Genomic DNA, 25,998 nt, shown 5'->3' on the forward strand with positions numbered 1-25,998 from the left:
CCGCCCCCCGTGCGGCGTGCGGGGGGGGGGGGGGCGTCTTCTACTCGCGCGCGGGGGGGGGGGGGGGGCGTCGGGCCGTGGCCTCGTTTGGCCTGGGCCCGCCGGTCTGGGTCCATGGCGACGTCGCCTCGGGCAATCTGCTCGTCGAAGATGGCAAGCTCTACGCGGTCGTCGATTTCGGTAGTTCGGCTATCGGCGATCCTGCCTGTGATCTGGTGATCGCGTGGACGGAATTTTACGGCGAGAGCCGTCAGGCGTTCCGCGACGCCATTGCCCTTGACGAGCACAGCTGGGCGCGCGCACGGGGCTGGGCGTTGTGGAAGGCGCTGATCGTCGCTTCGGGACATGACGGCAACCAGCGCGAGGCGGAAAAATCGTGGCGGGTCATCGATGAGGTGCTGGCGGATCACACAAACAGTCGAAGCGGGAAGGCTAATTCAGTCTGAACGCGTCCCGCTCGAATAACGAAAGCATTACTGCCCGCCCATCTCCTTCCTGAACGTATCGAAATCGACCTGCATGCCGTTGAAGATGGTGCTCCAATGGCGGGTCAGCGCTGAAACGGCGACCGCCTCCTGGATCTCCTCGTCGGTGGCGCCGGCGCGCTTGGCGTCCTGCGTGTCCGACCAGATACAGTAGTTGCACGGGATTTGCGCCGCTACTGCCAGCGAGATCAGCGACTTGACCTTCGGCGGCAGCGCCGTCTTGTCGCTGAGCTGGATGGCCTTGACCTCGGCCCATGCACCAGGCAGACCGACTTTCGGGAACTGCATTACGAAACTCGGTACGCCGCCCATGGTCGACTGGATGTCCTTGACGGTCGCGTCATACTCATCGGCATAAGAAGGAGCTGCAGCCAGGGTCAGCACACAGGTGGCGGCGAGCAGGCAGGCGCGGCGGATGGAAGAATGCGTTGATGAAAGAGTACGATAGGCAGACATGACATTCTCCTCTGGCGTTTGTTGGCCTTACGGTGTAAGGTAACGTCGAAAATGAACCTTACATCGTAAGTTGTCAAGCGGCACCATGGACACATCGATCAAAAAAAAGCGACCGCGCGGCCGGCTGTCTCGCGAGATGATCGAGAATGCCGCTTTGAAGGTGATCGAGAGCGAGGGCCTCGCCGGGTTTTCGATGCGCAAGCTGGCGGCAGAACTCGGCTGCGAAGCCATGAGCATCTATCACCACTTTCCTTCGGTGGCGCATCTCTTCGAAGCCTTGGTGGATCGGCTGATCGGCTCCCTCGAAATGCCCGACGCGGACCTCCCTTGGCGACAAAGGTTACGCATTGCCGTGCAGGATTTCCGCCGCGTCGCGCGTGAGCACCCGGCCTTTGCCACGTTCCTTGTAACCTACCGGATGAATTCGCCGACGTGTCTCACTTGGCTGAACGGCATCCTTGGCCTGTTCGAGGCCGGCGGCTTCGGACCGGAACTGGGTGCGCGGCTGTTCCGCACCACTGGCTATTATCTGATGGGTGCCATCCTCGACGAGACTGCCGGCTATGCAAAGGGGCCTTCGGCCGTGACCATCGTCAGCGACGAGCAACTGGCGCAGGATTTTCCAAAAATAGCTGCGGCCGGGCGTTATTTCGGCACCGCCGACTTCGACCGGACGTTTGATCTTGGCCTTGACATGCTCCTGGACGAAATGGAGAACGCCCGCGACCGCGCCATCGCGCCGAACACCGGGTCTTGATGTCATGCGCTCCCTGTTCGCCCTGATACTGCTCATCGGTACCGGCATCGGCGTCGTCTATCCCTGGGCGATGACCAATTTCTCCGGCCGTGAGATCGGCACCTGGCGAGTTTACGACCAGGGCCGGTTCAAGCCGGTGACCGTGCCCCTGAGCGCACGCGACGGGCCGCTACGCCTGCTGGTCGACCTTACGGCAAGAGCCGAGCGCATCGTCTCGCAGCAGCGCACTGTGTTGACCCTCACTGCCGCCACCGGCGGCAGGACGGTGCTCGCCTCGACGCTGCAGTTCAACCATTCCGACAATCCGCGCCAGGTCAGCCCGCAACTGCCGGACAGGATCTTTCGCGACGAGGCTGGCCTGATCCCGACCGTTACCCCTGGTTCCTACATCTTCACCGTCGGTCCGGGCGACGCCGAAGGCATTCCGATGCGGGCCGTCGATCTCGTCCTGCGCTCGGGGGCCGGCGAGGTCGACCGCCGGGCGCGCCCGGTTGGTTTTTCCCTGATGGCGGCGGGCCTGGTCGGGCTGGTGCTGGCATTCCGTTTCGGCGGCCGCCGGCCGGAAAATCCGAACTCGCAGCCGCCACCGCCGCGCTGGGGCAGGGGCTCCAATTGAACTATCGCCATGCCTACCATGCCGGGAACTTCGCCGACGTCGTCAAGCATGTCGTGCTCAGCCGGCTGATTGAATATCTGAAACAGAAGGACAAGGCGTTTCGGGTCATCGACACCCATGCCGGGATCGGCCGTTACGATCTGTCCTCGACCGAAGCGCAAAAGACCGGCGAATGGCAAGGCGGCATCGGCCGGCTCGTCGATGCGGCCCTCGATGCGCCGGCGGCAGCACTGCTGGCGCCGTATCTTGAAGCCGTCCGCTCGCTCAATCCGGACGGCGGCGTGAAAAAATATCCGGGTTCGCCGTTGATCGCCCGGCACCTGATGCGCAAGCAGGACCGGCTGTCGGCGGTCGAACTGCACCCTAAGGATGCCGCCAGGCTGAAGGCGCTGTTCGACGGCGACTTCCAGACCCGGGTGATCGAGCTCGACGGTTGGCTGGCCCTCGGCGCGCATCTGCCGCCAAAGGAAAAGCGCGGCCTCGTGCTCATCGATCCGCCTTTCGAGGAAGAGGGCGAGTTCGGTCGCTTGGTCGACGGGCTGCAAAGAGCCCATCGGCGCTGGCCAGGAGGGATTTACGCGCTGTGGTATCCGCTCAAGGACCGCAGGGCGGTCGCCGCCTTCCGCAAGGCGCTGAAGCAGACGGGCATTTCGAAGCTGCTCGACATCGGTTTTGAGATCAGGCCGGACGCCGTCGAGCCGAGCCTCGACGGCTGCGGCATGGTGGTGGTCAATCCGCCCTTCACGCTGGAAGGCGAGTTACGGACGCTGCTGCCGGCGCTGCACCGGCTGCTTGCACTTGAGCAGCCGTCGCATTGGACGCTGGACTGGCTGGCGGGAGAGTAGTTTGAGGGCGCGGCCCTGCCGTTCCGTCAGCGCAACCATCGTCACCACAACCACGGTCGCTACAACCGCTTGACCGCGCGTCAGCGAATCCGCACAGTGCGCGCAGTCGACCTTGAGAGGCTGCCATGACTCGCTTCGCCCAATCCGCCCTTGCCGCACTGCTCGCCTTTTGCACGCCGCTGGCCGCGCCTCTTGGCGTCACCCAGGCAGTCCAGGCGGCCGACCTTGCAATCTATACCGACGAGGATAGCGGCGTCTGCGGCGAGGCCTGGGTGCTGAACAAGATCACCGACCGCTTCTCCTATCAGGTGCATCACGTGCCGCATCTGCCGGATGTGCAGATCGTCGACTTCCAGCGCATCCACCAGCATCGCTATCTGCCGGCCGACGACACCTGGCCGATCGGCCGCCGTTATTGCGGCGCCACCGTCAGCCTCTCCGACGGCGGCGCTCGCACCATCTGGTACCTGATCGAGGAAGGCCAGGGCTTTGCCTCGATCGGCGACAATGTCGAATTCTGCGTCTCGGGCTTCGACCGCTGGATGGTCTACAACGGCCGGTGCCGCGTCCTGCGCTGACCAGCGCCTTCCGATCCCGACGGATTGTTGCGTCACTTAGGTGGTCGAGAAAAGGAACACCTGACGGCCATCAGGATCACGGACGATCACACGTCTGCCCATAGCCGTCGCCTTGACGTCCGCAATGATTCCAAAGCCGTTGGCCTTGGCGGCAGAAGCAGCTTCATCTGCGTTGGCGACTTCGAAGCCGATCATCGTTCCCGCTCCTTCCGGCGTCGTTGCTTCTGCCGGGTAGAGTTCGATCGCAAGCCCTTCACCTTGGAACGCGAAATGTATCGGACCGGAGCCATGCTGCTCTTGCCTGAAGACAATTCCAAAATTCGCGTAGAAAGCCGCGGCTGATCTGGGATCAGCCGAAAACCATGTGACAAATGCCAAGCTCGGCAAGGAGGACATTCATACCTCTCTGGTGTTGAGGGTCCAAGGTCGGACGAGGTTGCGAAAATCGGAGACTTCCATGCATGTCAACGCCAACCGACCACATCGATCATTTTGCGGGGGAAACAGCACCACATGGATTCGCTTGTTTATACTGTTACTCTCGGCGCGGTCGTTGCAGGCTTCGTCCAGGGGCTTTCCGGGTTCGCTTTCAGCCTGGTTGCCATGTCCATTTGGGTTTGGACCGTGGAGCCCCAGCTTGCTGCCGCCATGGCGGTCTTTGGGGCGCTCACCGGCCAGATCATCGCCGCCGTCACCGTCCGCCGGGGCTTCGACCTCAAGCTTCTGCTGCCATTCCTGATCGGGGGGATCATCGGGATTCCGGTCGGTGTCGCCATCCTGCCTTTGCTGGATGTGCAGTTGTTCAAGTTGGTGTTCGGAGCGCTGCTGGTCGTTTGGTGTCCCTTGATGCTCTTTGCGCCTCGCCTCCCTCCCATCACGGTCGGGGGTCCTGTTGCAGACGGTGCAATAGGTCTGGTCGGCGGCATCATGGGTGGACTTGGCGGCTTCACCGGCCCGGTTCCAACGCTGTGGTGCGTGCTGCGCCAATGGGAAAAGGACAGGCAGCGTATTGTCATCCAGAATTTCAACCTTGTGACCCTCTCCATGACGATGGCTGCCTATCTTGCGGCCGGAAAGATCAAGCTCGAAATGCTGCCGATGTTTGCCCTCGTCGCGCCGGCGATGTTGATACCGACACTCCTTGGCGCGAGACTCTACATCGGCGTTAGCGAGGCGACTTTTCGAAAGATCGTCCTCACACTCTTGGCCGCATCAGGTGCGGCATTGTTGGCATCGTCCTTGCCGCGCCTCATAAGCCGGGTTTGAACGACACACAGAAATCCCGACTTCCGCCGTGCCATGCGCTATCGACCGATGCGGCCTGCTCCCGATAGGTAGGCGCAGATCAGTTCGACGAGTTGCTTTTGCAGCTCCGGCGCGGCGAGCATGTTCCGGCGTGCCGCGTTGTGGATCACACCTTCGATCGCTGACGACAGCACGCGCGCCACGGTCTCCGTGTCGGCGCCTTTCCTTGGCTTGCGATAAGTGGCGACAGCAGTCGCATAGTGATTGAGGTATTGTGCCTGGAACGAAGCATGGGCGGCCCTGGAGCCGCGATCGCCCGGCGCCTCGTCGAGCAGCACCTGATGTAGTGTCGGGTGAATGCTGTGCGCCGCGATCATGCCGCGCACCAGCTCCTGCGCGAATTTCCTTAGCGGCTTTTGGTCTTCCGCCGAATCGCGAATGACCGACAGCACATGATCGAAGTGACGGCGCCGGACGGCAGCGAGCAGGGAAAGCTTGTCGGGAAAGTACTGGTAGAGCGTGCCGATGCTTACACCTGCTGTCTCGGCAACCTTGTTGGTGGTGAAGCCGGCCCAGCCCAGCCCGCTCAGAACATGAGCCGCCGCCTCGATGATCGCCTCGACGGTTGCCCTGGAACGCGCCTGGCGCGGCTGTTTGCGCATGCGCGGATGCGGTTTTGCAATGCGAGTAGACACGTTCGCCCATTCTCCTGAAAATATAAACAACATACTCGCATTTCCGGAAAAGGACACCGACCATGAATGCGCTCGCTCTGCTTCGCAGCCTGTTTGCCTATCAGGCCTGGGCCAATGACGAACTGCTGGAAAAGCTCGCGAGTCTCGACCCGCATGTTCACGGCAAGGAACGGCAGGCCGTGATAGGGCTCATCGATCACAGCCATGTGGTGTCGCGGATATTCTCGGCGCACCTGGTTGATGCAAGCCATGGCTACTCCGCCGACACCACCGAGGACACGCCGGCGTTCGACGAACTTCGCGCCGCGGTCGCAGCGACCGATCGCTGGTATCTCGATTATCTCGAAACCGTTTCGTCGCGGCAGCTGTCCGAGTCCGTCGCATTCGTGTTCACCGACGGGGATAAGGCATTGATGTCGCGACAGGAAATGCTGACCCACGTCGTACTGCACGGCGGCTATCATCGCGGTGAAGCGGGGCGCATCCTGGCGCAGATTTCGGTCATGCCGCCATGGGATACCTTCGCCGTCCATCTCCACAGGGCCGAGCCTTCGCGCCGGCTGCAGATGAGCCGTGAGCCGCTCGGCGCCTGAACGGCCGAGCGCATTCGATCACGAGGTCGGCTCGACCGGATCTATCGAGCGATATCCTGTCCTTCAGAAATGCGAGCTATCTGCTTACTTTCATCGCGTCGTGCAAGATAGTGCAGCGGCGTGCTCGTCGCGTTGCTTCCTACTTACCTGTAGTTTATCTTTTCGAACAAGACGAGGCGGGCGACCGCCTTCGTTCTTGACAATGTTCGCGCTGAGCGTCGGACGTTGAAGCGCAAAAGCTGGTCGAAAAGGTCCTGAGCTTGACGAGAAGACCGGTCGAGATAGAGCGACCAGAATTTCTGTCGCAGAACTTCGCTGCGGGACACAAAGATTCGCAGCCGGTTTTTGCGCGGGTAAAATGGTCGCGCGCTCGCCGTAACCGAAACTTAAGCTGCAAAAATCATTCTAATGCTTCGCTGGCTAGCAAGCCGCGAGTCAGATATGCAATGCGCGCCGGGTCAATAACGGCCGTCGGCACAACGGAAGGGGCATGATATGGCTAAGCAGTCATCCAAAGCGCCGGCATCCAAGGCACCGGCAAAGTCACCGGCAAAGAAAGCACCGGCAAAAGCAGCCGCGGCAAAGGCCGCAACTGCTGTGAAGAAAGCAGCACCCGCGGCCAAAGCGAAGGCCGCTGCGCCTAAGGCAAAAGCAGCGCCGGCCAAAAAGCCGGCCGCCAAGGCCGCGGCAAAACCGGCCGTGAAGAAAGCAGCACCTGCCAAGGCGAAAGCAGCACCGGCCAAGGCCAAGGCTGCACCGGCCAAGAAGCCGGCTGCAAAGGCCGTGGCGAAGCCCGCTGCGAAGAAGGCAGCACCGGCAAAGGCCGCCGCTGCGAAATCTTCTGCAGCAGTGAAGAAAGCAGCGCCCGCGGCCAAGCCGAAGGCAGCGCCCGCAAAGGCGAAGGCCAAGAAGTAGTCGCCGTTCTCCGATCGCCGGGGACAGTACTCAAGACAGCCATGGCGGGATGCCTAATAGGCGCCTCGCTTGCTGGCTGACGGTCGGGCAGGACGAGAAAGAGGCGGGAGGAAGACATCTTTTCGCAGCTCCCAGGACTTCGCCGTGCGGCGAAGTCCGGTGGGATTTTTGTGGCTGCCAAAACCAAACCTTCGGTGCAAGGCCTAGTTGGTAGTTGCTCGGATCTGGATTGTCCGACGTGCTCGCGTCTGCCGACGCACCTCCGATTCATCGCATCCGAACGCGAGACAATGGTTGTACGCTGGCGGCGGGGTTTTCCGCCTCTGGCCGTTGATGAACCCTGCATGATCGGTCAACAGTGCCCATGCACGAGCCCCTGTCGGAATCGATTTTCGGTGAGGGTCATGCGCGAAGTCACAATGCTACCGCATCCTTTGCGCGTCCAATGAGGCATATGGAGCTGTAGCCGGCAAACAGGAATCGACAATGCCCAGACTGCTCTACGCGTCTACTTCTCCCTACAGTTCCAAGGTGCGCATGGCAGCACTTCATGCCGGCATCGCCGTCGATCTCGTGCCGATAAAGACCGAGGAAAGACCGGCCGCGCTGATCGGCGCCAATCCGCTCGGCAAGATCCCGGTGCTGGTGCTCGACGACGGCCGCTCGGTCCATGACAGCCGCGCCATCACCCAGCATCTCAACCGGATGTCGAAGAACGCATTGTTTCCGCGCAATCCCGACAAGCGCCTCGAGGCGGAGGTGCTGGAGGCATTGGCCGACGGCATCTGCGACTGCGCGCTGTCGATGGTCTACGAGCGGCGCACACGGCCGGAAGAGATGGTCTACCAGCCTTGGCTCGAGCGCCAGTGGACGAAGATTTCGGACGCGCTCGATCTGCTCAACGCGAACCCGCCGAAGCTGCCGAAGAAAATCACCCTCGGCCAGATCGCATTGCGCGCCTGCCTCGGCTATCTCTCGCTGCGCTTCGCTGGAAAATGGGAAAAGGGCCGCGGCCGGCTGACGCGCTGGGCGGCACGCTTCGACGAGAAATTCCCGGAGCTGAAGCCCGCCATCCCGGCTTGAGGGCGGGCGGCCTCAACCGGTGCCACAAAAAAAGCCGGGCGCGAGGCCCGGCTTTTTCGTGTCGTGGCTTGGACGACTTAGAACTTCATACCGACGCCGAAAGTGACGCGATTGTCGGTCGACTTGACCTTGCCGATACCGTCGAAGTCCTTCCTGCCGAAGTCCGTGTAACGATACTCGACACGGCCGAACACATTGTCGGTGATCTTGATGTCGGTACCGACGCCGGCTGTCCAGCCAAACTGCGTGTTGGTATCGCTTACGCCGGCAGCTTCAATCTTCTGGTTCTTCAGCGCGCCACCGGCGGTGCCGTAGAGCAGGATGTCCGGGGTGACAGCGTAGCCGAGGCGGGCACGCAGCGAGCCCTCGAAGCCACCCTTGGCCTCGATGCCGGCATCGTCGCCCTTGACGCCGTTGTAGCCGATATCGGCTTCGGCACCGTAGACGAAGTTCTCCTGCTGCCAATTATAGCCGCCGAAGACGCCGCCGACAAAACCCTTGGTGTCGACGTCGACACCAATGTCTTTGGCTTTGGCGTGGCCGGCGAAGCCGTAGCCGACGCTCACACCGGCATAGGGACCGGCCCAGGATGCGACCGGAAGTTCTGCGATCGGGGCAGGTGCCGGCGGCTCTTCCTGAACCACGTCCGCGGCATAGGCGGTTCCGCCGAGGGCGAACAGCCCAAACGCCACCGCGAGCGGTCGCGCAAATTTAAGATTGGCTTGCATTGTTCTTTACTCCTTAAGCCACAGGACACAGGCTTGTTGTTTATGAGCGCCCTCAACCCGTCCGGGGGATGAAACGGATCCGGCGTTCAACGGTTCCAAATGTCGTGTCGAAATGCGGCTGAAGCGAACCTGAACTTGGGTCATTCCCTGGCACGAATGAGGCAGAACCTTGACGTTGCATCTTCGCAACAGCGAATGTCAGCAGGTTCGCCGTGCTGCACTGCACACGGCTTGGTGTAAGGGCTCCAGAGCCCTATATTGCGGGCGGGCTGGCCCGAATTCCGGTCGAGCCAAAACGCCCACCGGGCACTTTGCCACAATCCTGCCCCAGGTGGAAATGGGATTTAACGCTTGGCGGGCCATAATTTGCCGGCGCGATCCCGGCAGGCCGGAATCGGCATCGGATTAAGGATTGACAGATGAGCAAGGTCGCCGCGACGGCACTGGTGACGGGCGGTGCGAAACGGATCGGCAGGGCGATCGTCGAAGATCTTGCCGCGCATGGTTTTGCCGTCGCCATTCACTGCAATCGCTCGCTGGCCGAGGCGGAGGCACTGGCGGCCGAAATCAACAGTGGTCATTTTGGTCGACATGGCCGGGCCGCAGTGATTGCTGCCGACCTGACCGAGATGGACGCCGTCAGCAACCTGGTCGGTCGCGCGGCGGCGGCGCTCGGGCCGGTGTCGCTGCTGGTCAACAACGCCTCGCTGTTCGAGCACGACAGCGTTGAGGATTTCGACTGGCCGGCCTGGGATCGCCATTTCGCCATGCATGTCAAGGCGCCGGCGCTGTTGGCACAGACTTTCGCCCGGGCCTTGCCGCAGAACAGTGAGGGGCTGATCGTCAACATGATCGATCAGCGCGTCTGGCGACCGACGCCGCGTTATTTCTCCTATGCGCTGTCGAAGTCGACCTTGTGGGCGGCGACCGAGATGATGGCGCAGGCGCTGGGTCCCCGCATCCGTGTCAACGCCATTGGTCCTGGCCCGACCTTGAAGAACACGCGCCAGCACGACAGCGATTTCGATGCCCAGATTGCCGGGCTGATCCTGAAACGCGGCCCGGAATTGCCGGAATTCGGTGCCACTATCCGTTATCTCTGGGCGGCACGCTCGGTCACCGGCCAGATGATCGCGCTTGACGGCGGCCAGCATCTTGCATGGCAGACGCCCGATGTGACAGGCATGACGGAATGAGCCCCATGGACCAGAAACAAAAAACGCGCGGTGGCGCCGACGACCTGCCGCCCGAAATCGACCTCGAGGACGAGGCGGCCGAGGAAGTCGTCGAGCCTGCAGCCAGCGGTCCGGACGTTACCTTCACCGCCATCGACTGGACCCCGCATGCCGGCGACGCCGACGGCATGGTCGGCGCCGAGGTGATCCAGACGCTGGTAAAGCGGCTGCCCAATGCGCCCGGCGTCTACCGCATGATGAATGCCGCCGGCGACGTGCTCTATGTCGGCAAGGCACGCAGCCTGAAGAAGCGGGTCACCAGCTACGCGCAAGGCCGGTTCCACACCAGCCGTATCGGCCGCATGGTGCGCGAGACATCGACCATGGAGTTCGTCGTCACCCGCACCGAGATCGAAGCGCTGCTGCTTGAAGCCAACCTCATCAAGCGCTTGCGGCCACGCTTCAACGTGCTGATGCGCGACGACAAGTCGTTCCCCTATATCCTGTTGACCGGCGACCATGTCTCGCCCGGTATTTACAAGCACCGCGGCGCGCGCTCGCGCAAGGGCGACTATTTCGGCCCCTTCGCCTCGGCCGGCGCGGTTGGCCGTACCATCAACTCGCTGCAGCGCGCCTTCCTGCTCAGGAGCTGCACCGACTCCTTCTACGAGAACCGCACCCGGCCTTGCCTTTTGTTCCAGATCAAGCGCTGCGCCGGCCCGTGCACCGGCGAAATCTCGCACGGCGACTATGCAAGGCTTGTCGCCGAGGCGAGGGATTTTCTCTCCGGCCGCAGCCAGAAGGTGAAGACGGAGATCTCCGCCGCCATGCAGCAGGCTTCGGAGAACCTCGATTTCGAACGCGCCGCCATCTATCGCGATCGGCTGGCGGCGCTGTCGCATGTGCAGAGCCATCAAGGCATCAATCCGCAGACCGTCGATGAGGCCGATGTCTTCGCCATCCATCAGGAGGGCGGCCAGGTCTGCATCCAGGTGTTCTTCTTCCGCACCGGCCAGAACTGGGGCAACCGCGCCTATTTTCCCAAGGCCGATCCGGCGCTCGAAGCCGGCGAGGTGCTGGGATCGTTCCTGGCGCAGTTCTACGACGACAAGCCGACGCCGCGCACCATCCTGTTGTCGCATGGCGTCGAGGACCAGGAATTGCTGGCGGAGGCCCTCTCCACCCGCGCCGGCCGCAAGGTGTCGATCTCCGTGCCGCAGCGCGGCGAGAAGAAGGACCTGACCGACAACGCGCTGCAGAACGCGCGCGAGGCGCTCGGCCGGCGGCTCGCCGAAACTTCGACCCAGGCGCGGCTGCTCACTGGCTTTGCCGAGACCTTCGGCCTGGAAAAACCGCCGGTGCGCATCGAGGTCTATGACAACTCGCATATCATGGGCACCAATGCCGTCGGCGCTATGGTCGTCGCCGGGCCGGAAGGTTTTGTGAAGAACCAGTATCGAAAGTTCAACATCCGCTCGACCGAGATCACGCCAGGCGACGATTTCGGCATGATGCGCGAGGTGATGCAGCGGCGCTTTTCGCGGCTGTTGAAGGAACATGGCGACGCCCCGCAAACCGAGGGCGCGGGCGAGGCGAGCCCTACCGAACCGGGCGACGATATCGAGGACGCGGGCGGCTTCCCCGCCTGGCCCGACGTCATCCTCATCGACGGCGGCCAGGGCCAGATGACGGCGGTGCGCGAGATCCTCGCCGATCTCGGCATCGAGGACCGCGTCGTGGCCATCGGCATCGCCAAGGGTCAGGACCGCGATGCCGGCCGCGAACGCTTCTTCGTCAAGGGCAAGGCCCCATTCTCGCTGCCCGTTCGCGATCCGGTGCTCTATTTCGTGCAGCGGCTGCGCGACGAGGTCCATCGCTTCGCCATCGGTTCGCACCGCGCCCGCCGCAAGAAGGAGATGGTCAAGAGCCCGCTCGACGAGATCAGCGGCATCGGACCTGGCCGCAAGCGCGCGCTGCTGATGCATTTCGGCACGGCCAAGGCGGTCAGCCGTGCCGCCGTCGAGGACCTGGTCAAGGTCGACGGCATTTCCGAGCAGGTGGCGAAATTGGTCTACAATCATTTTCACGAGAGCTAAGACGTATTGCCGACATTTCGGCTGGCTAATCGATTCTGGCCTGTTGACCCCCCACATTCGCTTCTGATTTGACTAAGCAGGCAGAAAGAGTTCCCAAAACATGGCTCAGCGCGCATTCAACCTGCCCAACATGCTCACCTATGCCCGCATCCTGGCGGTGCCGCTGGTGGTGCTGTGCTTCTTCCTGGAAGGGCATCTGAAATCGAGCGACTTCGCGCGCTGGTCGGCGCTCATCATTTTCCTGCTCGCCTCGATCACCGATTACTTCGACGGCTATCTGGCGCGCGCCTGGCAGCAGACCTCCAACATCGGCAAGATGCTCGACCCGATCGCCGACAAGCTGCTCGTCGCCACATGCCTGCTGCTGCTCGCCGCCGACACCGATCGCCATGCCGGCATCGCCGGCTGGTCGCTGTGGGCGGCGATCATCATCCTGTGCCGCGAGATCCTGGTCTCGGGCCTGCGCGAATATCTGGCGGCCTTGAAGGTCTCGGTGCCGGTGACGCAGCTCGCCAAATGGAAGACCACCATCCAGATGATCGCCATCGCCTTCCTGCTTGCAGGTCCCGCCGGCGACAAGATCTTCCCGCTGACCACGCAGACCGGGCTGGTGCTGCTGTGGATCGCAGCCCTGGTGACGCTCTACACCGGCTACGACTATTTCCGCGCGGGCCTCAAGCACATCATGGATGAATAGAATGTCGACGAAGCTCATCTATTTCGCCTGGGTGCGCGAGCGGATCGGCAGACCGGAGGAAGAGGTCGAACTGCCGGCCGGCATCGAAACGGTCGCCGACCTGCTGCGCTGGCTGAAATCGCGCGGCGAGGAGTACGAGAACGCGCTGCAATATCCTGACGTGATCCGCGTCGCCATCAACCAGGAACATGTCGAGCACCGCGAGAAAATTGCCGGCGCGCGCGAGATCGCGCTGTTCCCGCCGATGACCGGTGGCTGAACCATGTCCGCGGTGGTGCCCGTCGTGCGCATCCAGGCTGAGGATTTCGACGTCGCCGCCGAGATCGCCAGGCTGACCAGGGGTCGCAAGGACATCGGCGCTGTGGTGACCTTCTCCGGCCTTTGCCGCGACGAGCAAGGCAGGCTCTCGGCGCTCGAGCTCGAACATTATCCCGGCATGGCGGAAGCCGAGATATCCCGCATCGCCGGCGAGGCAATCGAGCGCTGGCCGCTGCAGGGGCTCACCGTCATCCATCGCCACGGCAAGATCGCGCCGGGCGAAAACATCGTGCTGGTGGTGTCCGCTTCCGCCCACCGGCAGGCGGCGTTCGAGGCCGCGAATTTCCTGATGGATTATTTGAAATCACGGGCGCCGTTCTGGAAAAAGGAACACCATAGCGACGGTTCCGAGGGCGGCTGGGTCGACGCCAAGGATGCCGACGACAAGGCGGCGAGCCGCTGGAAGCAGCCGCCGTCCGAATAAATCCCGCGACAGCCATTCATTGACCGTAATCCTGCGAAACCCTTTGCCGGAAGGGGAGCAGGATCATGCTGGACAGGATCGCCGAGTTCTTCATCTTCGGACTGGTGCCGCTGGCCGTCGGCATCCTGGCCGTCCCGGATCGTTCCGCGGCTGCCGAAAAGACCCTCAAGGGCGAGGTGATGTATCGCGAGCGCATCGCGCTGCCGCCCAATGCCGTGCTTTCCGTGCAGCTTGCCGACGTGTCGCTGGCCGACGCGCCGGCCGCAATCATCGGCGAGCGCAAGGTGGTGCCGGCCGGCCAGGTGCCGATCAAGTTCGAGATCAGCTTCGACCCGCGGGTGATCCGGCCTGATATGACCTACGCGCTGCAGGCGCGCATCACTGTCGACGACCGGCTGCTGTTCGTCACAGATGCGCGCCATCAGGTCGACCCGCTCAGCGACGCGCCACAGACCATCATGCTGAAAATGGCGGCGCCGAGCGATGCGCCGGCGGCAGCCTCGGTGTTCGGCCAAAGCTGGCTGGTCGAATATATCGACGGTGTCGGCGTGATTGCCGAGCCGCGGGCGACATTCCGCATCAGCGAAGCCGGCAAGGCCGGCGGCAGCGGCCCTTGCAACGTCTATTTCGCCACTGCCAAGGTAGACGGCTCGACGATCGCCGTCAGCGACATCGGCTCGACCTTCAAGGCCTGCGCGCCTCAGGTCATGGCCGAGGAAAAGGCGCTGTTCGAGGCGCTGGCCAAAGCAGCATCCTACCACGTCGACGCCGGCAAGCTTGTCATCGCCGACAGAGACGGCCGCGACATCCTGCGCTTCAACGCCGCGAGCTAGCGCATCACCCAAGCCGATTACTCTCTGCGGCAGCTGCATGCCGATCACATTGTGTTTCAGCGGGAATAGGCCGGGCAGAGGGCGCGTTAGTTCCACATAAAATGGCGGGTAAGGCAAAAGGGACGTTGTCCCTTCGTTGAAGCCGCCAGAATGGCTGCGGCTCGTTCTGGCCTTAACTCAAAGGAGTCCAGACATGAAAACGCACACGCTTATCCTTGCCGCCACCGGTGCATCGCTCCTTGCCTTTACCGGCCTTGCCAAGGCGGACGACCATCTCGTCAATGCTCTTGACCACGGTCTCAAAGCGGACAGCCAACCGTTCCAGACCAACAAGGCCGGCCATAGCGGCGATCTCGCACCGGGGCAGGGCAGCCCGTTTTCAGGTGAAGAGACCAAGACCCCGTCCACCGACACGGAAGCGGCGAACGAACATGCGAACGTGAAGGAACGCGAGGCGAAATAGACTGGCAGAACCCGCCGCTAGGGGGCGGCGGGCGACATGTATCGGGCGACGATGCCGCATTTCATGCGATATTTCTCAATTCGTCGCGAGTTTGAATACCGCGCCATAGTGATAGGGCGGCACATCAACCAGCTCGGCGAGCTTGAACCCGCTCGCTTCCACCGACGCGGTGGTCTGTTCGGGTGACAGCCTCAGCTCGGTCTTTGGCCCGCGCGGCTCGCCCAGGACCGTGGTCTGCTCGCGCGGATACTGGTGCCAGTTGACGATGGCAAAACGACCGGCAGGGCCAAGCGTCGCGCGCACGGCGCGGGCAAGCCGCGGCCGATCCGGAACGCCGTGGAAAGCGTTGGCGATAAAGACGAAGTCGACGGTTTGAGGCACCAGCCTGGCAAGTTCATAGGCGTCGCCCGCCAAAAACTCGCAATTGCTCGCGCCTCCTTCGGCCAGCCGCAGCCTGGCGACTTCGAGCAGATCGGCATCGATGTCGATGGCGATTACATGACGGGCGACCCTGGCGATTGGCAGCGTGAACCAGCCGTCGCCGCAGCAGAGATCGACCACGTCCGTGCCGGGCTTCATGCCGACCGCCGCCAGGACGCTGGCGGGCTCGGGCCACAGCGCTTCCCACCAGCCGCCGGTTGGCATTTCGGTGCCTTGGAAGAAACCGGGAATGGTGCTGGTCATGGCCTGGTCGGCTCCATTGTCGGGACCGCGTTTGATCCGCCCCTCCGAGCTTAACGCACCCGTGACCCGTCGAGGAGCCTGAAGCTGAAAATGTCCGCCACTGCATGTCGCGCAAAACTGTGCAGCGGTTTTGCGATAACGACATGCATCAAGACAAGAACCTGAAGCCCGTCGCAGGAGGCCGGTCGAACGCGACGCGCTTTAGCAAAAAAGGCCGGCTTTGTGCCGGCCTTCTTGATGGGGTTCGGGATGCCGGCTCAGCCGACGATCTCGGTGTCCGAGAACCAGTATTTGATCTCCTGCGCGGCGGTTTCGGGCGCATCGGAACCATGCACGGAATTCTCGCCGATCGACAGCGCGTGCAGCTTGCGGATGGTGCCTTCGGCGGCGCTTGTCGGATTGGTGGCGCCCATCACTTCGCGGTTCTTGGCAATGGCGTTCTCGCCTTCCAGTACCTGCACGACTGTCGGGCCCGACGACATGGATTCGACCAGCTCGCCGAAGAACGGACGCTCCTTGTGGACGGCATAGAAACCTTCCGCCTCGCGGCGGCTCATCCACACCCGGCGCGAAGCGACGACGCGCAGGCCGGCATCTTCCAGTATCTTGGTGATAGCGCCGGTGAGGTTGCGACGGGTCGCGTCCGGCTTGATCATGGAAAAAGTGCGTTCGAGCGCCATGGGATCGTCCTTGTGATGGAGAGTGGAATTGAAGGTGGCGGGCTCTATACAAGCCGCCCGCCGGCTTGCCAAGGGGAGGCCGGTGCAGCGCGCATTTCTGCGCTGGGGCAGCGGACTTTCAAGTCGAACCATGCCGCCGCTCATCTTTTTGCTGAGCATCGGATTTTCCGACAACCGGTACCCACTTTGGAGCCGACCGACTGGCCGCCCTATAGCGCGTCGTCGCCAGCCTGAGACTACGTCGTCATAACTGCATCTCGATCGTCAGGTTGGCCGTGTCGCCAGCCCCGAGGCCTTCGCGAACCCGCACCGCGGTCTTGATCGGCAAGAGCAGGCTGCCGGATTTCTTGTCGGGAAACAGCGATGTCCGCCATCTGGTCTGGCCGATGACGGCTTCCACGCCAAGCGAGCCCCAGGGTCTTGCCATCCCCACCATCGCCGTCTTGATCCGGGCTCCAAGCTCCGGCGGCAGCGTCACGAAATGCCAGCCGCCCTTGCCCGGATAGACCCAGATCTCGGCCTGCATGTCGTAGCGAAACATTCTATGCCCTTCCTCAGGTCAAGCCCGTCACGACTGGCTTTGCCATGGTGTCTTGCTGGCAATGATGACGATCGGCGAAACCATCCATGACATCCACAGCCCTGCAGGAAGGAGTCATTTTTCCCCGCGCCATTCCACTACCGCCTTGTCACGATAGACGGCCGCCGCGTTTCCCAGCCTTCCCGTTCCAGTTCCGGCACGCTGTGGTTCTCGCTGGGGTAGCCGATGCAGAAGTAACCGATCAGCGTCCACTCCGGCGCCACATCCAGGATCGTCGCCATCTCGGCCGGATCGAGGATCGAGACCCAGCCCATGCCTATTCCTTCGGCGCGCGCCGCCAGCCACATCGTGTGGACCGCCATGACAGCCGAATAGTCTATGGTGGCTGGCATGGTCTGGCGGCCGAGCCCATGCCCTTGCTCGGTTGCGCGGTCGGCGAAAACCGCAAGCTGGCAAGGCGCCTCATTCAGGCCGGCAAGCTTTAGGCGCGAATACAGGGCGGCGCGTTCACCGCAAAAGCTTTGGAGTGCCTCCGCGTTGCAGCGCTCGAAGCAGGCCCTGACGGCGGCGCGGCATGCTTCGCTCTCGGCGACGACGAAGCGCCAGGGCTGGCTCAGCCCGACGGACGGCGCGGCGCTGGCAAGCTCCAGTAGCCGCTCCAGCGCTCCATCGGGGAGCGGCGTCGGCTTAAATCGCCTGACGTCGCGCCGCCACAGGAAAAGGTTAGCGAGCGCAGCGCGAAAATCGGCCGGGAACTCTGGGTTTGCGGTCATGGCGCGCTGCCTTTGTTGTGATTGCCCGGTTCGCCGGATGTTCGTCTTGTTTGCTTCGATCCAGGCGCTGATGAGGCGCTTCGAGCGACACTTCGTCTACCCGCATTGTCGCATTTCGCCGGCTGGCAACTTTCAGCTAAGGCCGGACGACATCGCCGCGATCTTCGCCGTTGGACCTCGATCGGCAAAACAAAACCCGCCTCGGCAGGCCGGGCGGGCGTCGGTGCGAATCATCACCATATCGAGATTAGTAGCATAGCTGCCGGCACAAAGCAAGAACAAAATGTGCCGCCGCCGATGAAAACTGCCGATTTCAACTCTCAAGGCGGGAGATCGCGGCCGCCGCGACGTTGCGGCCGAGGCCGCCATGGAGATCGAGGCATCGTTCGAACCATTGCGCCACGACGTCGCCGTCGTCGAGCAGCCGGTAGGGCGTGGCGATGCGCGCCCATTGCAACGCGCCGAAGACGATGTAATCGGCAAACAGCGCCGACCGGCCGCCGATGAAGGGCTGATAGCCAAGCATCGAGCGCAGCGGCTCCAGCGAGGCGCGGAAGTCGGCGAGCCCGGCGTCGCGGGTGGCGTAAATCGCCTCCAGGGGCTCGCCGAAGCGCTGCTCGCGGTTCTGCCGGAAATAGGCGGCGTTCGCCTCGTCCTGCATGGCGTGCAGGTCCAGTATCGCCGCGGTGGTGACGTAGGGATGGATGGTCAGCTGCGACCAGCGTTCGATGAAGCGCGCCGTCGCCTTGCCGCCGTCGCCGGAAAACAATGTCGGCCGCTCGGGATAGGCCTCCTCGAGATAGAGCGCGATGGCGAAGGAATCGGCGACCACCGTCTCGCCGTCTCGGATCACCGGAACGAGCTTCGAGACGCCGCCTTCCACCTTCGGCACTTCGAGGAAACGGGTCGGCACGCTGGTGATGTCGAGCCCTTTGTGGGCCAGCGCCATCGCCGCCTTCCAGCAATGTGGGCTGAATGGGCGGGCGGCATCGCGTCCGACAAGGTCATAGAGCAGAATGGTCATTGGCGGCAGCGTCCTTGCAGTCTAACTATGCCCGAAACGGACCCGCGCAGGGGGTCTCGCAGGTCGGGAGAAAATGAAACAGCATTTCAGGATGTTTGCGGCCTACAATCAATGGGCCAACGGCCGCATCTACGATGCCGCCGCCGATCTCGACGAGGAAGAGTTCGACCGCAATGTCGGCGTCTTCTTCGGTTCGATGATGGGAACGCTCAACCACCTCCTGGCAGCCGACCGTATCTGGATGAAACGCTTCACCGGCGAGGGCGACGCGCCGGCAAGGCTCGACACGGTCCTGCACCGCGCCTTGCCAGGCTTGCGGCTGGCGCGCGAGGCCGAGGACAAACGGATCATCGACTGGGTCGACGGCCTGAGCGACAAGGCGCTGTCGGGCCGCTTCTCCTACATGACCGTCTCGGATATGCGCACCGTCTCTCAGCGGCTGGCGCCGGCGCTCGACCACTTCTTCAACCACCAGACCCACCACCGCGGCCAGGCGCATGCGATCCTGACCATTCTGGGCAAGCCAAGCCTCGGACTGGACCTGACGATGTTCCAGCGCAGCGAGGAGGGCAGGGCTTTCGCCTGAATCTGGGGCGGCTGGTGACGCGGACGGTGGATAGAGGACAATCTGCCGAGATTGCAAAACGCGCCGAAACATTTTATGGAGCGGACGGTCGTGAGGGCGGCCGCTTCAGCAGCATTCAGCAGCAACAGCGAGAATTGGCACGCATGCCCAATGAACCCTTGCGCCTCGTGGCGTTCTTCGCCGTGGTCCTGGCGCTTCTCAACTCCGGTTATTATTTCCACCAGGGCGACATTGTCGCGACCATCTATTTCATGATCGGCGCCATTCTTGTGACCGCGGTCACCCGGATGAGCATCAGACGGCAGCTGATTTAGGACCGATCTCCTTATCTGGCCGCCATCTCGACGGCTGGTTTCGCTTCGACTGCGATCGAATTGAAGCAAAGTCTTAGGACTTCGTTTGCGCTGTTGCTTCAAGGTAGCCGGCTGAAGCAGGAGCAAAAGCATGCAGATCGATTTGTCCCCGACGAGCTGGGGCAGGGTCGTGGCGGTTACCGTCGCGGGCACGGCAGTCTGCATTGCAGCCGCATTCCTCGTCGATTCCTTCAATTTCCCGTATTTGTCGCCGGAAGCGCTGTGGCGGGCGCAGCTCACAGACCTGCTGCTGCCGCTTGTCCTGGCCAGCTCGTTCTTCTTCTTCCTCATGTGGAAAATGCGCCAGCTGGCGATCGCGCAGAAGGTACTGGCCGTCGTCGCGGCGACCGACAGCCTGACGGCGGTATTCAACCGGGGTGCATTTTCCATGCTCGTCGAGGCCTATCTCGAACAGGCCCGCAGCCATTCCGTCGTAAATGCCGGAGCCTTGCTGATCGTCGATGCCGACCATTTCAAATCCGTCAACGACCGCCTCGGCCACGACTGCGGAGACCAGGCGCTCAAGCTGATCGCCAGGACAATCCAGGGCCAGCTGCGCGGCGCCGACATCGTCGGCCGGATCGGCGGCGAGGAATTTGCGGTTTTCCTTCCCGGCGCAGATCCTTCGCAGTCCTGGCTGGTGGCGGAGACAATTCGCCGGCGCGTCCGTGAGGCGGAGTTCTCGCCTGGCGGCCGGCCCTGTCCTCTCTCGGTCAGCATCGGCGGCGTCGCCTTCAGCGGGCCGACCACCTACGCCGAGATGTTCGTGGTGGCGGACAAGCACCTTTACAGGGCCAAATCGAACGGCCGTGATCAGGTCAGTTTCGAAACCGCGGCAGCGGGCGACCCGCCGGGCGGCGGCCCGATGACGGTCCATTGATGGTCGTTTCTGTCAGGCGGCGTAGCCGCCGAGGCCCCGGGCGACCGGCTTGACCGAGACCGCCGGCTGGGCGGCCGGCCAGAGGATGCCTGCCGTTACGGCAAAGGTGATCAGGGCGTCGCGTGCCGCTTCGGCCGAGATATCGCCGGCACGTGCCGCCTCGCAGGCCTTCACCGCGGCGCCATAGCTCAGCCGGCGGCGCGAAGGCGGGAACTCGGTCAGGAATTCGTGCATCTCGGAGAACGAAGCGATCGTACGCTTGTAGCCGGCGCCAACGGTTAGGGCGACCGGGGTGGAAAACGTCCTGTCGTGCATTCTGGCCTCTCGAATGGGCGGAGGTCACGGCGGACGCCGTTCTCCGGTCTGGGGGTCGGGCAGAAACGCGGATCACGGCGCGAGGTTCCATGTTGCCGGGATTGTTTTTTCGCCGGCTCCGGGAGCGGTCGCCGGGCGAGCAGCGCCGACGTCGAGGCGGGTGCCTATTTCCACATGCCGCGCATGCGGGCGCCGAGGTCGACACGTACCTGCGGCTGGCGGCGCGGATCGTCTCTGGCCTGGACGCTGGCCCATGCCACCTGCTCGAAGGCGCCGAGGATCGAGCGCGGGATGAAGCGCGTGCGCGAGGCATAGACATGGCGGTCGCCGCGCGCCGCCTGGCCATGGACGAAAAAGCGATGCGGCATGACCAGGTGCAGGCTGTCCTTGGCCCGCGTCATCGCCACGTAGAGCAGCCGCCGCTCCTCGTCGACATCCTCCTTGCTGCCGACGCCGAGATCGATCGGGATGCAGCCGTCGACGGTGTTGAGCACGAAGACGTTCTTCCACTCCTGGCCCTTGGCCGAATGGATCGTCGAAAGGATCAGATAATCCTCGTCGCGGTGTGGCGGGCCGGCCTCGTCGCTGGTCGCGTCCGGCGGATCGAGTGTCAGCTCGGTAAGGAAGCGCTCGCGCGACGCATAGCCGGAAGCGATCTGCTCGAGCTGCAGGAGATCGGCCCGGCGCGTCGTTGCATCCTCGTGGATGCGTTCCAGATGCGGCTCGTACCAGAGCCTGACCTGTTCGATGTCGGCCGGCCATTTTTGCGCGCCGGCGCGCAGGCCGCTATAGAGCGCGACAAAGCCCGGCCAGTCGTCGGCGGCACGCTGCGGCGGCCGATAGCGGGCAAGCCCCATCGTCTCGTCAAGCGAATTTGCCATGGTCTCGACGATCGCATTGGCGGCCGAAGGGCCGATGCCCGGCAGAAGTTGCAGCACGCGAAAGCCGGCGACGCGGTCGCGCGGGTTTTCGGCAAAGCGCAGCACGGCCAGCATATCCTTGACGTGGGCGGCATCGAGGAATTTCAGCCCGCCGAACTTGACGAAGGGGATGTTGCGGCGCGTCAGCTCGATCTCCAGCGAGCCGCTATGGTGCGAGGCGCGAAACAGCACCGCCTGTGCTTTGAGAACGGTGCCGGCCTCGCGTTCGGTGAGTATCGCCTGGCAGACATAGCTCGCCTGCTCGGTCTCGTCGCGCACGCTGACCAGCTTCGGCTTTTCCGCAGATTTGCGCTCGGTCCAGAGATTTTTGGTGAAACGTTCCGACGCTTCGCCGATTACCGCATTGGCGGCCGCCAGGATGGTCTCGGTCGAGCGGTAATTGCGCTCCAGCATGACGACTTCCGCCGGCTGCGCGAACTGCTTGGGAAAATCCAGGATATTGCGCACTTCCGCGGCGCGGAACGAATAGATCGACTGCGCGTCGTCGCCGACCACCGTCAGCCCCGATCCGTCGGGCTTGAGGGCCGTCAGGATCGAGGCCTGCAGCCGGTTGGTGTCCTGGTATTCATCGACCAGCACATGGTCGAAACGCGCACCCAGATGCGCGGCGATTTCCGGCTCGCCGGCCATCTGCGCCCAGTAGAGCAGCAGGTCGTCGTAATCGAGCACATTCTGCGCCTGCTTGGCCTCGACATATCGGGCGAACAATTGCTTCAGCTGTTCGGCCCAGCCGGCGCACCACGGGAACACCGAACCCAGCACCTCGCCGAGCGGCGCCTGTGCGTTGACGGCGCGCGAATAGATCGCCAGGCAGGTGCCCTTGGTCGGGAAGCGGGCTTCGGTCTTTGAAAACCCAAGCTCGTGGCGGGCGAGGTTCATCAGGTCGGCGGAATCCTCGCGATCGTGGATGGTGAAGGCCGGATCGAGACCGATCTCCAGCGCATAATCGCGCAGCAGCCTGGCGCCGATGCCGTGGAACGTGCCGGCCCAGCTCAGCGCATCGGTAATCACCGAGGCATCGCGCCCCAGCACCTCGCCGGCGATGCGCTCGACCCGCTTGGCCATTTCCGCTGCGGCACGGCGCGAAAATGTCATCAAAAGGATGCGGCGCGGGTCGGCACCCCTGACGATCAGATGCGCGACCCGGTGCGCCAGCGTGTTGGTCTTGCCGGAGCCGGCGCCGGCAATGACCAGCAACGGTCCGGCGATCTTGCCGTCGCCATGTTCGACGGCAAGCCGCTGCTCGGCGTTGAGCTTCGCCAGATAGGCCGGCTGGAAGGACGAATCACGGGCGGCGAGGTTCATCGCCCATCAAGCATCGTTTCTGCTTTGTTCGCAACGGTTTGCGGAGCCGGAATAGGCCCCGTGAGCGAAGAAGCCTTGCGGGCAGGCTTGTCGACTAACGCTCGGGCTCGACGCCCATCCTTGCCGATTGCCGCCGTAGCGCCTCGCGATCGTCCTGTGGCGGTGGCAACAGCAGCGGATCGAAATCGTCGGGCACCTCATCGATCACTTTCTTGGCGACGCGATAGGCGACATAGACGATTGCCCCGGCGATGAGCAGACGGATCATGCCTTCCTCCATTGATTGTGCAGCAACCGGAGACGCGGCATTTTGTTCCCGGGCCCCTTGGCGAATGCGGGAACGACACCGGCCGCGCAACCAAATCGCCGACGCCTCGTTGTCGGGCGAGAGGAGACTGCGATGAAAAAGCGCTCAATCCTGCTGCTTATGGCAGCTCTGACTGTTGCGGGTTGCGACAACAACATCCAGCCGACCAAGGCCCCTGGCGACACGGTCGATCAGAACCCGCAGGTCGACAAGAATCCGGTGCCGAAGTCGACGACCGGCGGCGATCAGCCCGGCACGCCGCCGAAACAATGACCGCCTCAAATGGCGTCGGCGCCGGTCAAGGAAGGTGGCCGGCGCCGCTTGGGAGGAAGCTGATGGCGCCGGCCAGGCGGAGATCAGGCCCGCCGCACATCCAAGGATAGCCGAGTCTTTCCGCAGCGTCATGGTCGATAGCGTACAGACGGCACGCCCCTGTGGACAAACCTGCCGGCCACAGCAGCGTTTGTTCATCACATAGTTCATTCTTCCCATGGAACAAACCAAGCTGCTGCGTGTTTGGATGTCGATCGGACGCTCCCAAGGCCGCCGTTCACGAAACAGCCCGCTCTCCTTGTCCCCCCTCAGGATAGCGGGTTCTTTTTGCGTTTTGCGGGAAGTCGCGGCGCGCGGGGTCGACATCACCAGCTTTGTCGGTTTTCGCGGCTTATGCGGCGAACCGGGGCTCAAGCCCTTGCGAAGCATGGTTGTCCCGTGCAAAAGCCCGGCCATGCTGATCATCAACGACCTTTCGCTCCGCATGGCCGGACGCCTGCTTCTCGACCATGCCTCACTGACCTTGCCGGCGGGTAGCAAGGCTGGCCTTGTCGGCCGCAACGGCACCGGCAAGACGACCCTGTTCAAGGCGATCACCGGCGACCTCGCCTCCGAGACCGGCTCGATCAGCCTGCCCAAGAACACGCGCATCGGCCAGGTGGCGCAGGAAGCGCCGGGCACCGAGGAGCCGCTGATCGAGATCGTGCTCAAGGCCGACCTCGAACGGAGTGCGCTGCTCGAAGAGGAAAAGACGGCGGCCGACCCGCACCGCATCGCCGACATCCACATGCGGCTGGCCGATATCGATGCGCACTCGGCCGAGTCACGCGCGGCCACCATTCTCGCCGGCCTCGGCTTCGACGATGCCGCGCAGCGGCGCCCGGCCTCGTCCTTCTCCGGTGGCTGGCGCATGCGCGTCGCGCTGGCCGCCGTGTTGTTTGCCGAGCCCGATCTGCTGCTGCTCGACGAGCCGACCAATTATCTCGACCTCGAAGGCACGCTGTGGCTGGAAAACTACGTGTCGAAATATCCGCATACCGTGCTGCTGATTTCGCACGATCGCGACCTGCTCAACCGCGCCGTCAATTCGATCGTCCATCTCGACCAGAAGAAGCTGACCTTCTGGCGCGGCGGCTACGACCAGTTCGAGCGCCAATACACCGAGCAGCGCGAATTGCAGGAGAAGGGCCGCGTCAAGCAGGAAGCCGCGCGCAAGCACATGGAATCCTTCGTCGAGCGCTTCCGCGCCAAGGCATCGAAGGCGAGGCAGGCGCAGTCCCGCATCAAGGCGCTGGAGAAGATGAAGCCGATCGCCGCGATCGTGAACGACACGGTGCGGCCGTTCTCCTTTCCGGAGCCGGTGAAGACGGTGGCCTCGCCGATCATTGCGCTGAACAGCGTCAATGTCGGCTATGTCGAGGGTGCGCCGATCCTGAAGAAGATGACGCTGCGCATCGATGCCGACGACCGCATCGCGCTGCTCGGCGCCAACGGCAACGGCAAGTCGACCTTCGCCAAGCTTTTGGCCGGCCGGCTGAAGCCGGAGACCGGCTCCATGACCGTGGCGCCCGGGCTGAAAGTGGCAATCTTCGCCCAGCACCAGCTCGACGACCTCAGGCCCGATGAAAACGCCTATGAACACGTCCGCCGGCTGATGCCGGACGCGCCGGAATCCAAGGTGCGCGGCCGCGTCGCCCAGTTCGGCCTGACCACCGAAAAGATGAATACCGCGGCCAAGGATCTGTCCGGCGGCGAGAAGGCGCGGCTCCTGATGGGCCTGTCGGCCTTCGAGGGGCCGAACCTTTTCATCCTCGACGAGCCGACCAACCATCTTGATATCGACAGCCGTGAATCGCTGATCCATGCGCTGAACGATTTTCCCGGCGCGGTCATCCTGATCTCGCACGACCGCCATCTGCTCGAAGCGACCGCCGACCGGCTGTGGCTGGTCAAGGACGGCGCGGTTAATCCGTATGACGGCGATCTCGAGGATTACAAGACACTGGTCACCGGCGTCTCCGGCGACCGCCGCGGCAAGCGCGAGGCGGACAAAGCCTCGAAGGCCGACCGCCGCCGCGACGCAGCCGCGCGCCGCGCCGCCTTCGAGCCGCTGGCCAAGGAAATCCGCGCCACCGAAGCGCTGATGGACCGCCTCCGCAAGCGCATCGACCTGATCGAGGACGAACTCGCCAACCCGGCCGTCTACGAAAAGGACCCGTCGACCGCGACAAGGCTGGCCAAGGAGCGCTCACAACTTGCGCAACAGCTGGCCGGCCATGAGGAAAAATGGCTGTCGATGTCGGCGGAGTACGAGGACGGCACGGCGGAGTAGGA

General features: G+C 63.2%; 32 protein-coding genes and 1 pseudogene. 21 read left to right on the forward strand and 12 right to left on the reverse strand.

Features of this window, described 5'->3' with window-relative positions:
- Positions 1-74: 74 nt before the first annotated feature.
- Positions 75-446: pseudogene (locus NKH90_RS17830) on the forward strand (phosphotransferase); the annotation flags it as partial.
- 27 nt (positions 447-473) lie between these two features.
- On the opposite strand, the gene NKH90_RS17835 reads toward NKH90_RS17830, so the two are convergent.
- Positions 474-941: a carboxymuconolactone decarboxylase family protein gene (locus NKH90_RS17835; RefSeq protein WP_352685017.1), complete on the reverse strand. Its 468-nt coding sequence runs from the start codon at positions 939-941 to the stop codon at positions 474-476.
- A gap of 85 nt (positions 942-1,026) precedes the next feature.
- On the opposite strand from NKH90_RS17835, the gene NKH90_RS17840 reads away from it, so the two are divergent.
- The 4 genes from NKH90_RS17840 (at position 1,027) to NKH90_RS17855 (ending at position 3,737) form a co-directional block, all read left to right on the forward strand.
- Complete coding sequence (locus tag NKH90_RS17840; protein WP_352820217.1) at positions 1,027-1,698, forward strand: TetR/AcrR family transcriptional regulator; 672 nt, start codon at positions 1,027-1,029, stop codon at positions 1,696-1,698.
- A gap of 4 nt (positions 1,699-1,702) precedes the next feature.
- On the forward strand, positions 1,703-2,314 hold the full coding sequence (locus NKH90_RS17845) for a hypothetical protein (RefSeq protein ID WP_352472592.1): 612 nt from the start codon (positions 1,703-1,705) through the stop codon (positions 2,312-2,314).
- Entirely contained in the window at positions 2,311-3,159 is an 849-nt protein-coding gene (locus tag NKH90_RS17850) for a 23S rRNA (adenine(2030)-N(6))-methyltransferase RlmJ (protein ID WP_352771103.1), read from the forward strand. Before NKH90_RS17845 ends, NKH90_RS17850 begins: the two co-directional genes overlap by 4 nt.
- Positions 3,160-3,284: 125 nt before the next feature.
- On the forward strand, positions 3,285-3,737 hold the full coding sequence (locus NKH90_RS17855) for a hypothetical protein (protein ID WP_023677684.1): 453 nt from the start codon (positions 3,285-3,287) through the stop codon (positions 3,735-3,737).
- A gap of 36 nt (positions 3,738-3,773) precedes the next feature.
- On the opposite strand, the gene NKH90_RS17860 is transcribed toward NKH90_RS17855, so the two are convergent.
- Positions 3,774-4,133 carry a VOC family protein gene (locus NKH90_RS17860; protein ID WP_352472594.1) on the reverse strand — a complete coding sequence of 120 codons (360 nt, stop codon included), beginning with the start codon at positions 4,131-4,133 and terminating at the stop codon, positions 3,774-3,776.
- 117 nt (positions 4,134-4,250) lie between these two features.
- Between NKH90_RS17860 and NKH90_RS17865 the strand changes: the two genes are divergently transcribed.
- Complete coding sequence (locus tag NKH90_RS17865; protein ID WP_352820218.1) at positions 4,251-5,003, forward strand: sulfite exporter TauE/SafE family protein; 753 nt, start codon at positions 4,251-4,253, stop codon at positions 5,001-5,003.
- Between the two features lie 38 nt (positions 5,004-5,041).
- Here NKH90_RS17865 and NKH90_RS17870 read toward each other — a convergent pair whose 3' ends face one another.
- On the reverse strand, positions 5,042-5,677 hold the full coding sequence (locus NKH90_RS17870) for a TetR/AcrR family transcriptional regulator (protein WP_376704967.1): 636 nt from the start codon (positions 5,675-5,677) through the stop codon (positions 5,042-5,044).
- A gap of 62 nt (positions 5,678-5,739) precedes the next feature.
- On the opposite strand from NKH90_RS17870, the gene NKH90_RS17875 reads away from it, so the two are divergent.
- From NKH90_RS17875 to NKH90_RS17885, 3 genes are all read left to right on the forward strand, one after another.
- Positions 5,740-6,270, forward strand: a complete 531-nt coding sequence (locus tag NKH90_RS17875; RefSeq protein WP_352617672.1) for a DinB family protein — start codon at positions 5,740-5,742, stop codon at positions 6,268-6,270.
- 495 nt (positions 6,271-6,765) lie between these two features.
- The gene (locus tag NKH90_RS17880; RefSeq protein WP_352493235.1) at positions 6,766-7,185 is read left to right on the forward strand and encodes a hypothetical protein; all 420 of its coding nucleotides are present in this window, start codon (positions 6,766-6,768) and stop codon (positions 7,183-7,185) included.
- A gap of 486 nt (positions 7,186-7,671) precedes the next feature.
- A complete protein-coding gene (locus NKH90_RS17885) occupies positions 7,672-8,268 on the forward strand; it encodes a glutathione S-transferase family protein (RefSeq protein WP_352472598.1) in 597 nt (198 codons plus the stop codon).
- Positions 8,269-8,345: 77 nt separating this feature from the next.
- Here NKH90_RS17885 and NKH90_RS17890 read toward each other — a convergent pair whose 3' ends face one another.
- Positions 8,346-8,996: an outer membrane protein gene (locus NKH90_RS17890; protein WP_292662341.1), complete on the reverse strand. Its 651-nt coding sequence runs from the start codon at positions 8,994-8,996 to the stop codon at positions 8,346-8,348.
- 419 nt (positions 8,997-9,415) lie between these two features.
- On the opposite strand from NKH90_RS17890, the gene NKH90_RS17895 reads away from it, so the two are divergent.
- The 7 genes from NKH90_RS17895 (at position 9,416) to NKH90_RS17925 (ending at position 15,002) form a co-directional block, all read left to right on the forward strand.
- On the forward strand, positions 9,416-10,192 hold the full coding sequence (locus NKH90_RS17895; RefSeq protein ID WP_352472599.1) for an SDR family oxidoreductase: 777 nt from the start codon (positions 9,416-9,418) through the stop codon (positions 10,190-10,192).
- On the forward strand, positions 10,189-12,267 hold the full coding sequence (gene uvrC, locus NKH90_RS17900) for an excinuclease ABC subunit UvrC (protein ID WP_352685006.1): 2,079 nt from the start codon (positions 10,189-10,191) through the stop codon (positions 12,265-12,267). Before NKH90_RS17895 ends, uvrC begins: the two co-directional genes overlap by 4 nt.
- Before the next feature lie 100 nt (positions 12,268-12,367).
- Entirely contained in the window at positions 12,368-12,964 is a 597-nt protein-coding gene (gene pgsA, locus NKH90_RS17905) for a CDP-diacylglycerol--glycerol-3-phosphate 3-phosphatidyltransferase (RefSeq protein WP_352481786.1), read from the forward strand.
- A 1-nt stretch (position 12,965) separates the two neighbouring features.
- Positions 12,966-13,223, forward strand: a complete 258-nt coding sequence (gene moaD / locus NKH90_RS17910) for a molybdopterin converting factor subunit 1 (protein WP_023677674.1) — start codon at positions 12,966-12,968, stop codon at positions 13,221-13,223.
- Positions 13,224-13,226: 3 nt separating this feature from the next.
- Positions 13,227-13,706, forward strand: coding sequence for a molybdenum cofactor biosynthesis protein MoaE (locus NKH90_RS17915; RefSeq protein WP_352820220.1), 480 nt, complete (start codon positions 13,227-13,229; stop codon positions 13,704-13,706).
- Positions 13,707-13,771: 65 nt separating this feature from the next.
- The gene (locus NKH90_RS17920; protein WP_352820222.1) at positions 13,772-14,539 is read left to right on the forward strand and encodes a YbaY family lipoprotein; all 768 of its coding nucleotides are present in this window, start codon (positions 13,772-13,774) and stop codon (positions 14,537-14,539) included.
- Between the two features lie 193 nt (positions 14,540-14,732).
- The gene (locus tag NKH90_RS17925) at positions 14,733-15,002 is read left to right on the forward strand and encodes a hypothetical protein (RefSeq protein ID WP_023677671.1); all 270 of its coding nucleotides are present in this window, start codon (positions 14,733-14,735) and stop codon (positions 15,000-15,002) included.
- A 75-nt stretch (positions 15,003-15,077) separates the two neighbouring features.
- On the opposite strand, the gene NKH90_RS17930 is transcribed toward NKH90_RS17925, so the two are convergent.
- From NKH90_RS17930 to NKH90_RS17950, 5 genes are all read right to left on the reverse strand, one after another.
- Entirely contained in the window at positions 15,078-15,686 is a 609-nt protein-coding gene (locus NKH90_RS17930; RefSeq protein WP_352684997.1) for a class I SAM-dependent methyltransferase, read from the reverse strand.
- Between the two features lie 257 nt (positions 15,687-15,943).
- Positions 15,944-16,366, reverse strand: a complete 423-nt coding sequence (gene ndk / locus NKH90_RS17935) for a nucleoside-diphosphate kinase (RefSeq protein ID WP_352820224.1) — start codon at positions 16,364-16,366, stop codon at positions 15,944-15,946.
- Between the two features lie 244 nt (positions 16,367-16,610).
- Positions 16,611-16,907 carry a DUF1905 domain-containing protein gene (locus tag NKH90_RS17940; protein ID WP_352479261.1) on the reverse strand — a complete coding sequence of 99 codons (297 nt, stop codon included), beginning with the start codon at positions 16,905-16,907 and terminating at the stop codon, positions 16,611-16,613.
- 137 nt (positions 16,908-17,044) lie between these two features.
- Positions 17,045-17,680: a 5,6-dimethylbenzimidazole synthase gene (gene bluB / locus NKH90_RS17945; RefSeq protein WP_352820226.1), complete on the reverse strand. Its 636-nt coding sequence runs from the start codon at positions 17,678-17,680 to the stop codon at positions 17,045-17,047.
- Between the two features lie 313 nt (positions 17,681-17,993).
- Positions 17,994-18,704 carry a glutathione S-transferase family protein gene (locus NKH90_RS17950; protein WP_352820228.1) on the reverse strand — a complete coding sequence of 237 codons (711 nt, stop codon included), beginning with the start codon at positions 18,702-18,704 and terminating at the stop codon, positions 17,994-17,996.
- Positions 18,705-18,777: 73 nt separating this feature from the next.
- Between NKH90_RS17950 and NKH90_RS17955 the strand changes: the two genes are divergently transcribed.
- The 3 genes from NKH90_RS17955 to NKH90_RS17965 all read left to right on the forward strand — a co-directional run bounded on the left by NKH90_RS17955 (position 18,778) and on the right by NKH90_RS17965 (position 20,523).
- Positions 18,778-19,290: a DinB family protein gene (locus NKH90_RS17955; RefSeq protein ID WP_352472607.1), complete on the forward strand. Its 513-nt coding sequence runs from the start codon at positions 18,778-18,780 to the stop codon at positions 19,288-19,290.
- 14 nt (positions 19,291-19,304) lie between these two features.
- Positions 19,305-19,604 (forward strand): hypothetical protein, encoded by a 300-nt coding sequence (locus tag NKH90_RS17960; RefSeq protein WP_352617699.1) that lies wholly within the window; start codon positions 19,305-19,307, stop codon positions 19,602-19,604.
- 130 nt (positions 19,605-19,734) lie between these two features.
- On the forward strand, positions 19,735-20,523 hold the full coding sequence (locus NKH90_RS17965; RefSeq protein ID WP_352684985.1) for a GGDEF domain-containing protein: 789 nt from the start codon (positions 19,735-19,737) through the stop codon (positions 20,521-20,523).
- A 12-nt stretch (positions 20,524-20,535) separates the two neighbouring features.
- Here NKH90_RS17965 and NKH90_RS17970 read toward each other — a convergent pair whose 3' ends face one another.
- From NKH90_RS17970 to NKH90_RS17980, 3 genes are all read right to left on the reverse strand, one after another.
- Positions 20,536-20,838: a DUF982 domain-containing protein gene (locus tag NKH90_RS17970; protein WP_023677662.1), complete on the reverse strand. Its 303-nt coding sequence runs from the start codon at positions 20,836-20,838 to the stop codon at positions 20,536-20,538.
- A gap of 164 nt (positions 20,839-21,002) precedes the next feature.
- Positions 21,003-23,084, reverse strand: a complete 2,082-nt coding sequence (locus NKH90_RS17975; RefSeq protein WP_352820231.1) for an ATP-dependent helicase — start codon at positions 23,082-23,084, stop codon at positions 21,003-21,005.
- A gap of 94 nt (positions 23,085-23,178) precedes the next feature.
- On the reverse strand, positions 23,179-23,352 hold the full coding sequence (locus NKH90_RS17980) for a hypothetical protein (RefSeq protein ID WP_023677660.1): 174 nt from the start codon (positions 23,350-23,352) through the stop codon (positions 23,179-23,181).
- A gap of 132 nt (positions 23,353-23,484) precedes the next feature.
- Here NKH90_RS17980 and NKH90_RS17985 point away from each other — a divergent pair, with 132 nt between their 5' ends.
- Both NKH90_RS17985 and NKH90_RS17990 read left to right on the forward strand, forming a co-directional pair.
- Positions 23,485-23,664: a hypothetical protein gene (locus NKH90_RS17985; protein WP_023677659.1), complete on the forward strand. Its 180-nt coding sequence runs from the start codon at positions 23,485-23,487 to the stop codon at positions 23,662-23,664.
- Positions 23,665-24,118: 454 nt separating this feature from the next.
- Positions 24,119-25,996 carry an ABC-F family ATP-binding cassette domain-containing protein gene (locus NKH90_RS17990; RefSeq protein ID WP_352820232.1) on the forward strand — a complete coding sequence of 626 codons (1,878 nt, stop codon included), beginning with the start codon at positions 24,119-24,121 and terminating at the stop codon, positions 25,994-25,996.
- Positions 25,997-25,998 lie beyond the last annotated feature (2 nt).

The sequence above is a fragment of the Mesorhizobium sp. M0898 genome, from assembly GCF_040319695.1.
Classification (GTDB): domain Bacteria; phylum Pseudomonadota; class Alphaproteobacteria; order Rhizobiales; family Rhizobiaceae; genus Mesorhizobium.

Bases quoted from the DNA above. Each gene is read 5' to 3' on its own strand.
- NKH90_RS17955 (WP_352472607.1), top strand. From the start codon at position 18,778: ATGAAACAGCATTTCAGGATGTTTGCGGCCTACAATCAATGGGCCAAC.
- NKH90_RS17990 (WP_352820232.1), top strand. From the start codon at position 24,119: ATGCTGATCATCAACGACCTTTCGCTCCGCATGGCCGGACGCCTGCTT.
- NKH90_RS17885 (WP_352472598.1), top strand. From the start codon at position 7,672: ATGCCCAGACTGCTCTACGCGTCTACTTCTCCCTACAGTTCCAAGGTG.
- moaD (WP_023677674.1), top strand. From the start codon at position 12,966: ATGTCGACGAAGCTCATCTATTTCGCCTGGGTGCGCGAGCGGATCGGC.
- NKH90_RS17915 (WP_352820220.1), top strand. From the start codon at position 13,227: ATGTCCGCGGTGGTGCCCGTCGTGCGCATCCAGGCTGAGGATTTCGAC.
- NKH90_RS17845 (WP_352472592.1), top strand. From the start codon at position 1,703: ATGCGCTCCCTGTTCGCCCTGATACTGCTCATCGGTACCGGCATCGGC.
- NKH90_RS17965 (WP_352684985.1), top strand. From the start codon at position 19,735: ATGCAGATCGATTTGTCCCCGACGAGCTGGGGCAGGGTCGTGGCGGTT.
- NKH90_RS17880 (WP_352493235.1), top strand. From the start codon at position 6,766: ATGGCTAAGCAGTCATCCAAAGCGCCGGCATCCAAGGCACCGGCAAAG.
- pgsA (WP_352481786.1), top strand. From the start codon at position 12,368: ATGGCTCAGCGCGCATTCAACCTGCCCAACATGCTCACCTATGCCCGC.
- NKH90_RS17895 (WP_352472599.1), top strand. From the start codon at position 9,416: ATGAGCAAGGTCGCCGCGACGGCACTGGTGACGGGCGGTGCGAAACGG.
- NKH90_RS17865 (WP_352820218.1), top strand. From the start codon at position 4,251: ATGGATTCGCTTGTTTATACTGTTACTCTCGGCGCGGTCGTTGCAGGC.
- NKH90_RS17970 (WP_023677662.1), bottom strand. From the start codon at position 20,838: ATGCACGACAGGACGTTTTCCACCCCGGTCGCCCTAACCGTTGGCGCC.
- NKH90_RS17920 (WP_352820222.1), top strand. From the start codon at position 13,772: ATGCTGGACAGGATCGCCGAGTTCTTCATCTTCGGACTGGTGCCGCTG.
- NKH90_RS17950 (WP_352820228.1), bottom strand. From the start codon at position 18,704: ATGACCATTCTGCTCTATGACCTTGTCGGACGCGATGCCGCCCGCCCA.
- NKH90_RS17930 (WP_352684997.1), bottom strand. From the start codon at position 15,686: ATGACCAGCACCATTCCCGGTTTCTTCCAAGGCACCGAAATGCCAACC.
- NKH90_RS17860 (WP_352472594.1), bottom strand. From the start codon at position 4,133: ATGTCCTCCTTGCCGAGCTTGGCATTTGTCACATGGTTTTCGGCTGAT.
- NKH90_RS17875 (WP_352617672.1), top strand. From the start codon at position 5,740: ATGAATGCGCTCGCTCTGCTTCGCAGCCTGTTTGCCTATCAGGCCTGG.
- NKH90_RS17840 (WP_352820217.1), top strand. From the start codon at position 1,027: ATGGACACATCGATCAAAAAAAAGCGACCGCGCGGCCGGCTGTCTCGC.
- NKH90_RS17855 (WP_023677684.1), top strand. From the start codon at position 3,285: ATGACTCGCTTCGCCCAATCCGCCCTTGCCGCACTGCTCGCCTTTTGC.
- NKH90_RS17925 (WP_023677671.1), top strand. From the start codon at position 14,733: ATGAAAACGCACACGCTTATCCTTGCCGCCACCGGTGCATCGCTCCTT.
- bluB (WP_352820226.1), bottom strand. From the start codon at position 17,680: ATGACCGCAAACCCAGAGTTCCCGGCCGATTTTCGCGCTGCGCTCGCT.
- NKH90_RS17890 (WP_292662341.1), bottom strand. From the start codon at position 8,996: ATGCAAGCCAATCTTAAATTTGCGCGACCGCTCGCGGTGGCGTTTGGG.
- NKH90_RS17940 (WP_352479261.1), bottom strand. From the start codon at position 16,907: ATGTTTCGCTACGACATGCAGGCCGAGATCTGGGTCTATCCGGGCAAG.
- NKH90_RS17985 (WP_023677659.1), top strand. From the start codon at position 23,485: ATGAAAAAGCGCTCAATCCTGCTGCTTATGGCAGCTCTGACTGTTGCG.
- NKH90_RS17980 (WP_023677660.1), bottom strand. From the start codon at position 23,352: ATGATCCGTCTGCTCATCGCCGGGGCAATCGTCTATGTCGCCTATCGC.
- NKH90_RS17975 (WP_352820231.1), bottom strand. From the start codon at position 23,084: ATGAACCTCGCCGCCCGTGATTCGTCCTTCCAGCCGGCCTATCTGGCG.
- NKH90_RS17835 (WP_352685017.1), bottom strand. From the start codon at position 941: ATGTCTGCCTATCGTACTCTTTCATCAACGCATTCTTCCATCCGCCGC.
- ndk (WP_352820224.1), bottom strand. From the start codon at position 16,366: ATGGCGCTCGAACGCACTTTTTCCATGATCAAGCCGGACGCGACCCGT.
- uvrC (WP_352685006.1), top strand. From the start codon at position 10,189: ATGAGCCCCATGGACCAGAAACAAAAAACGCGCGGTGGCGCCGACGAC.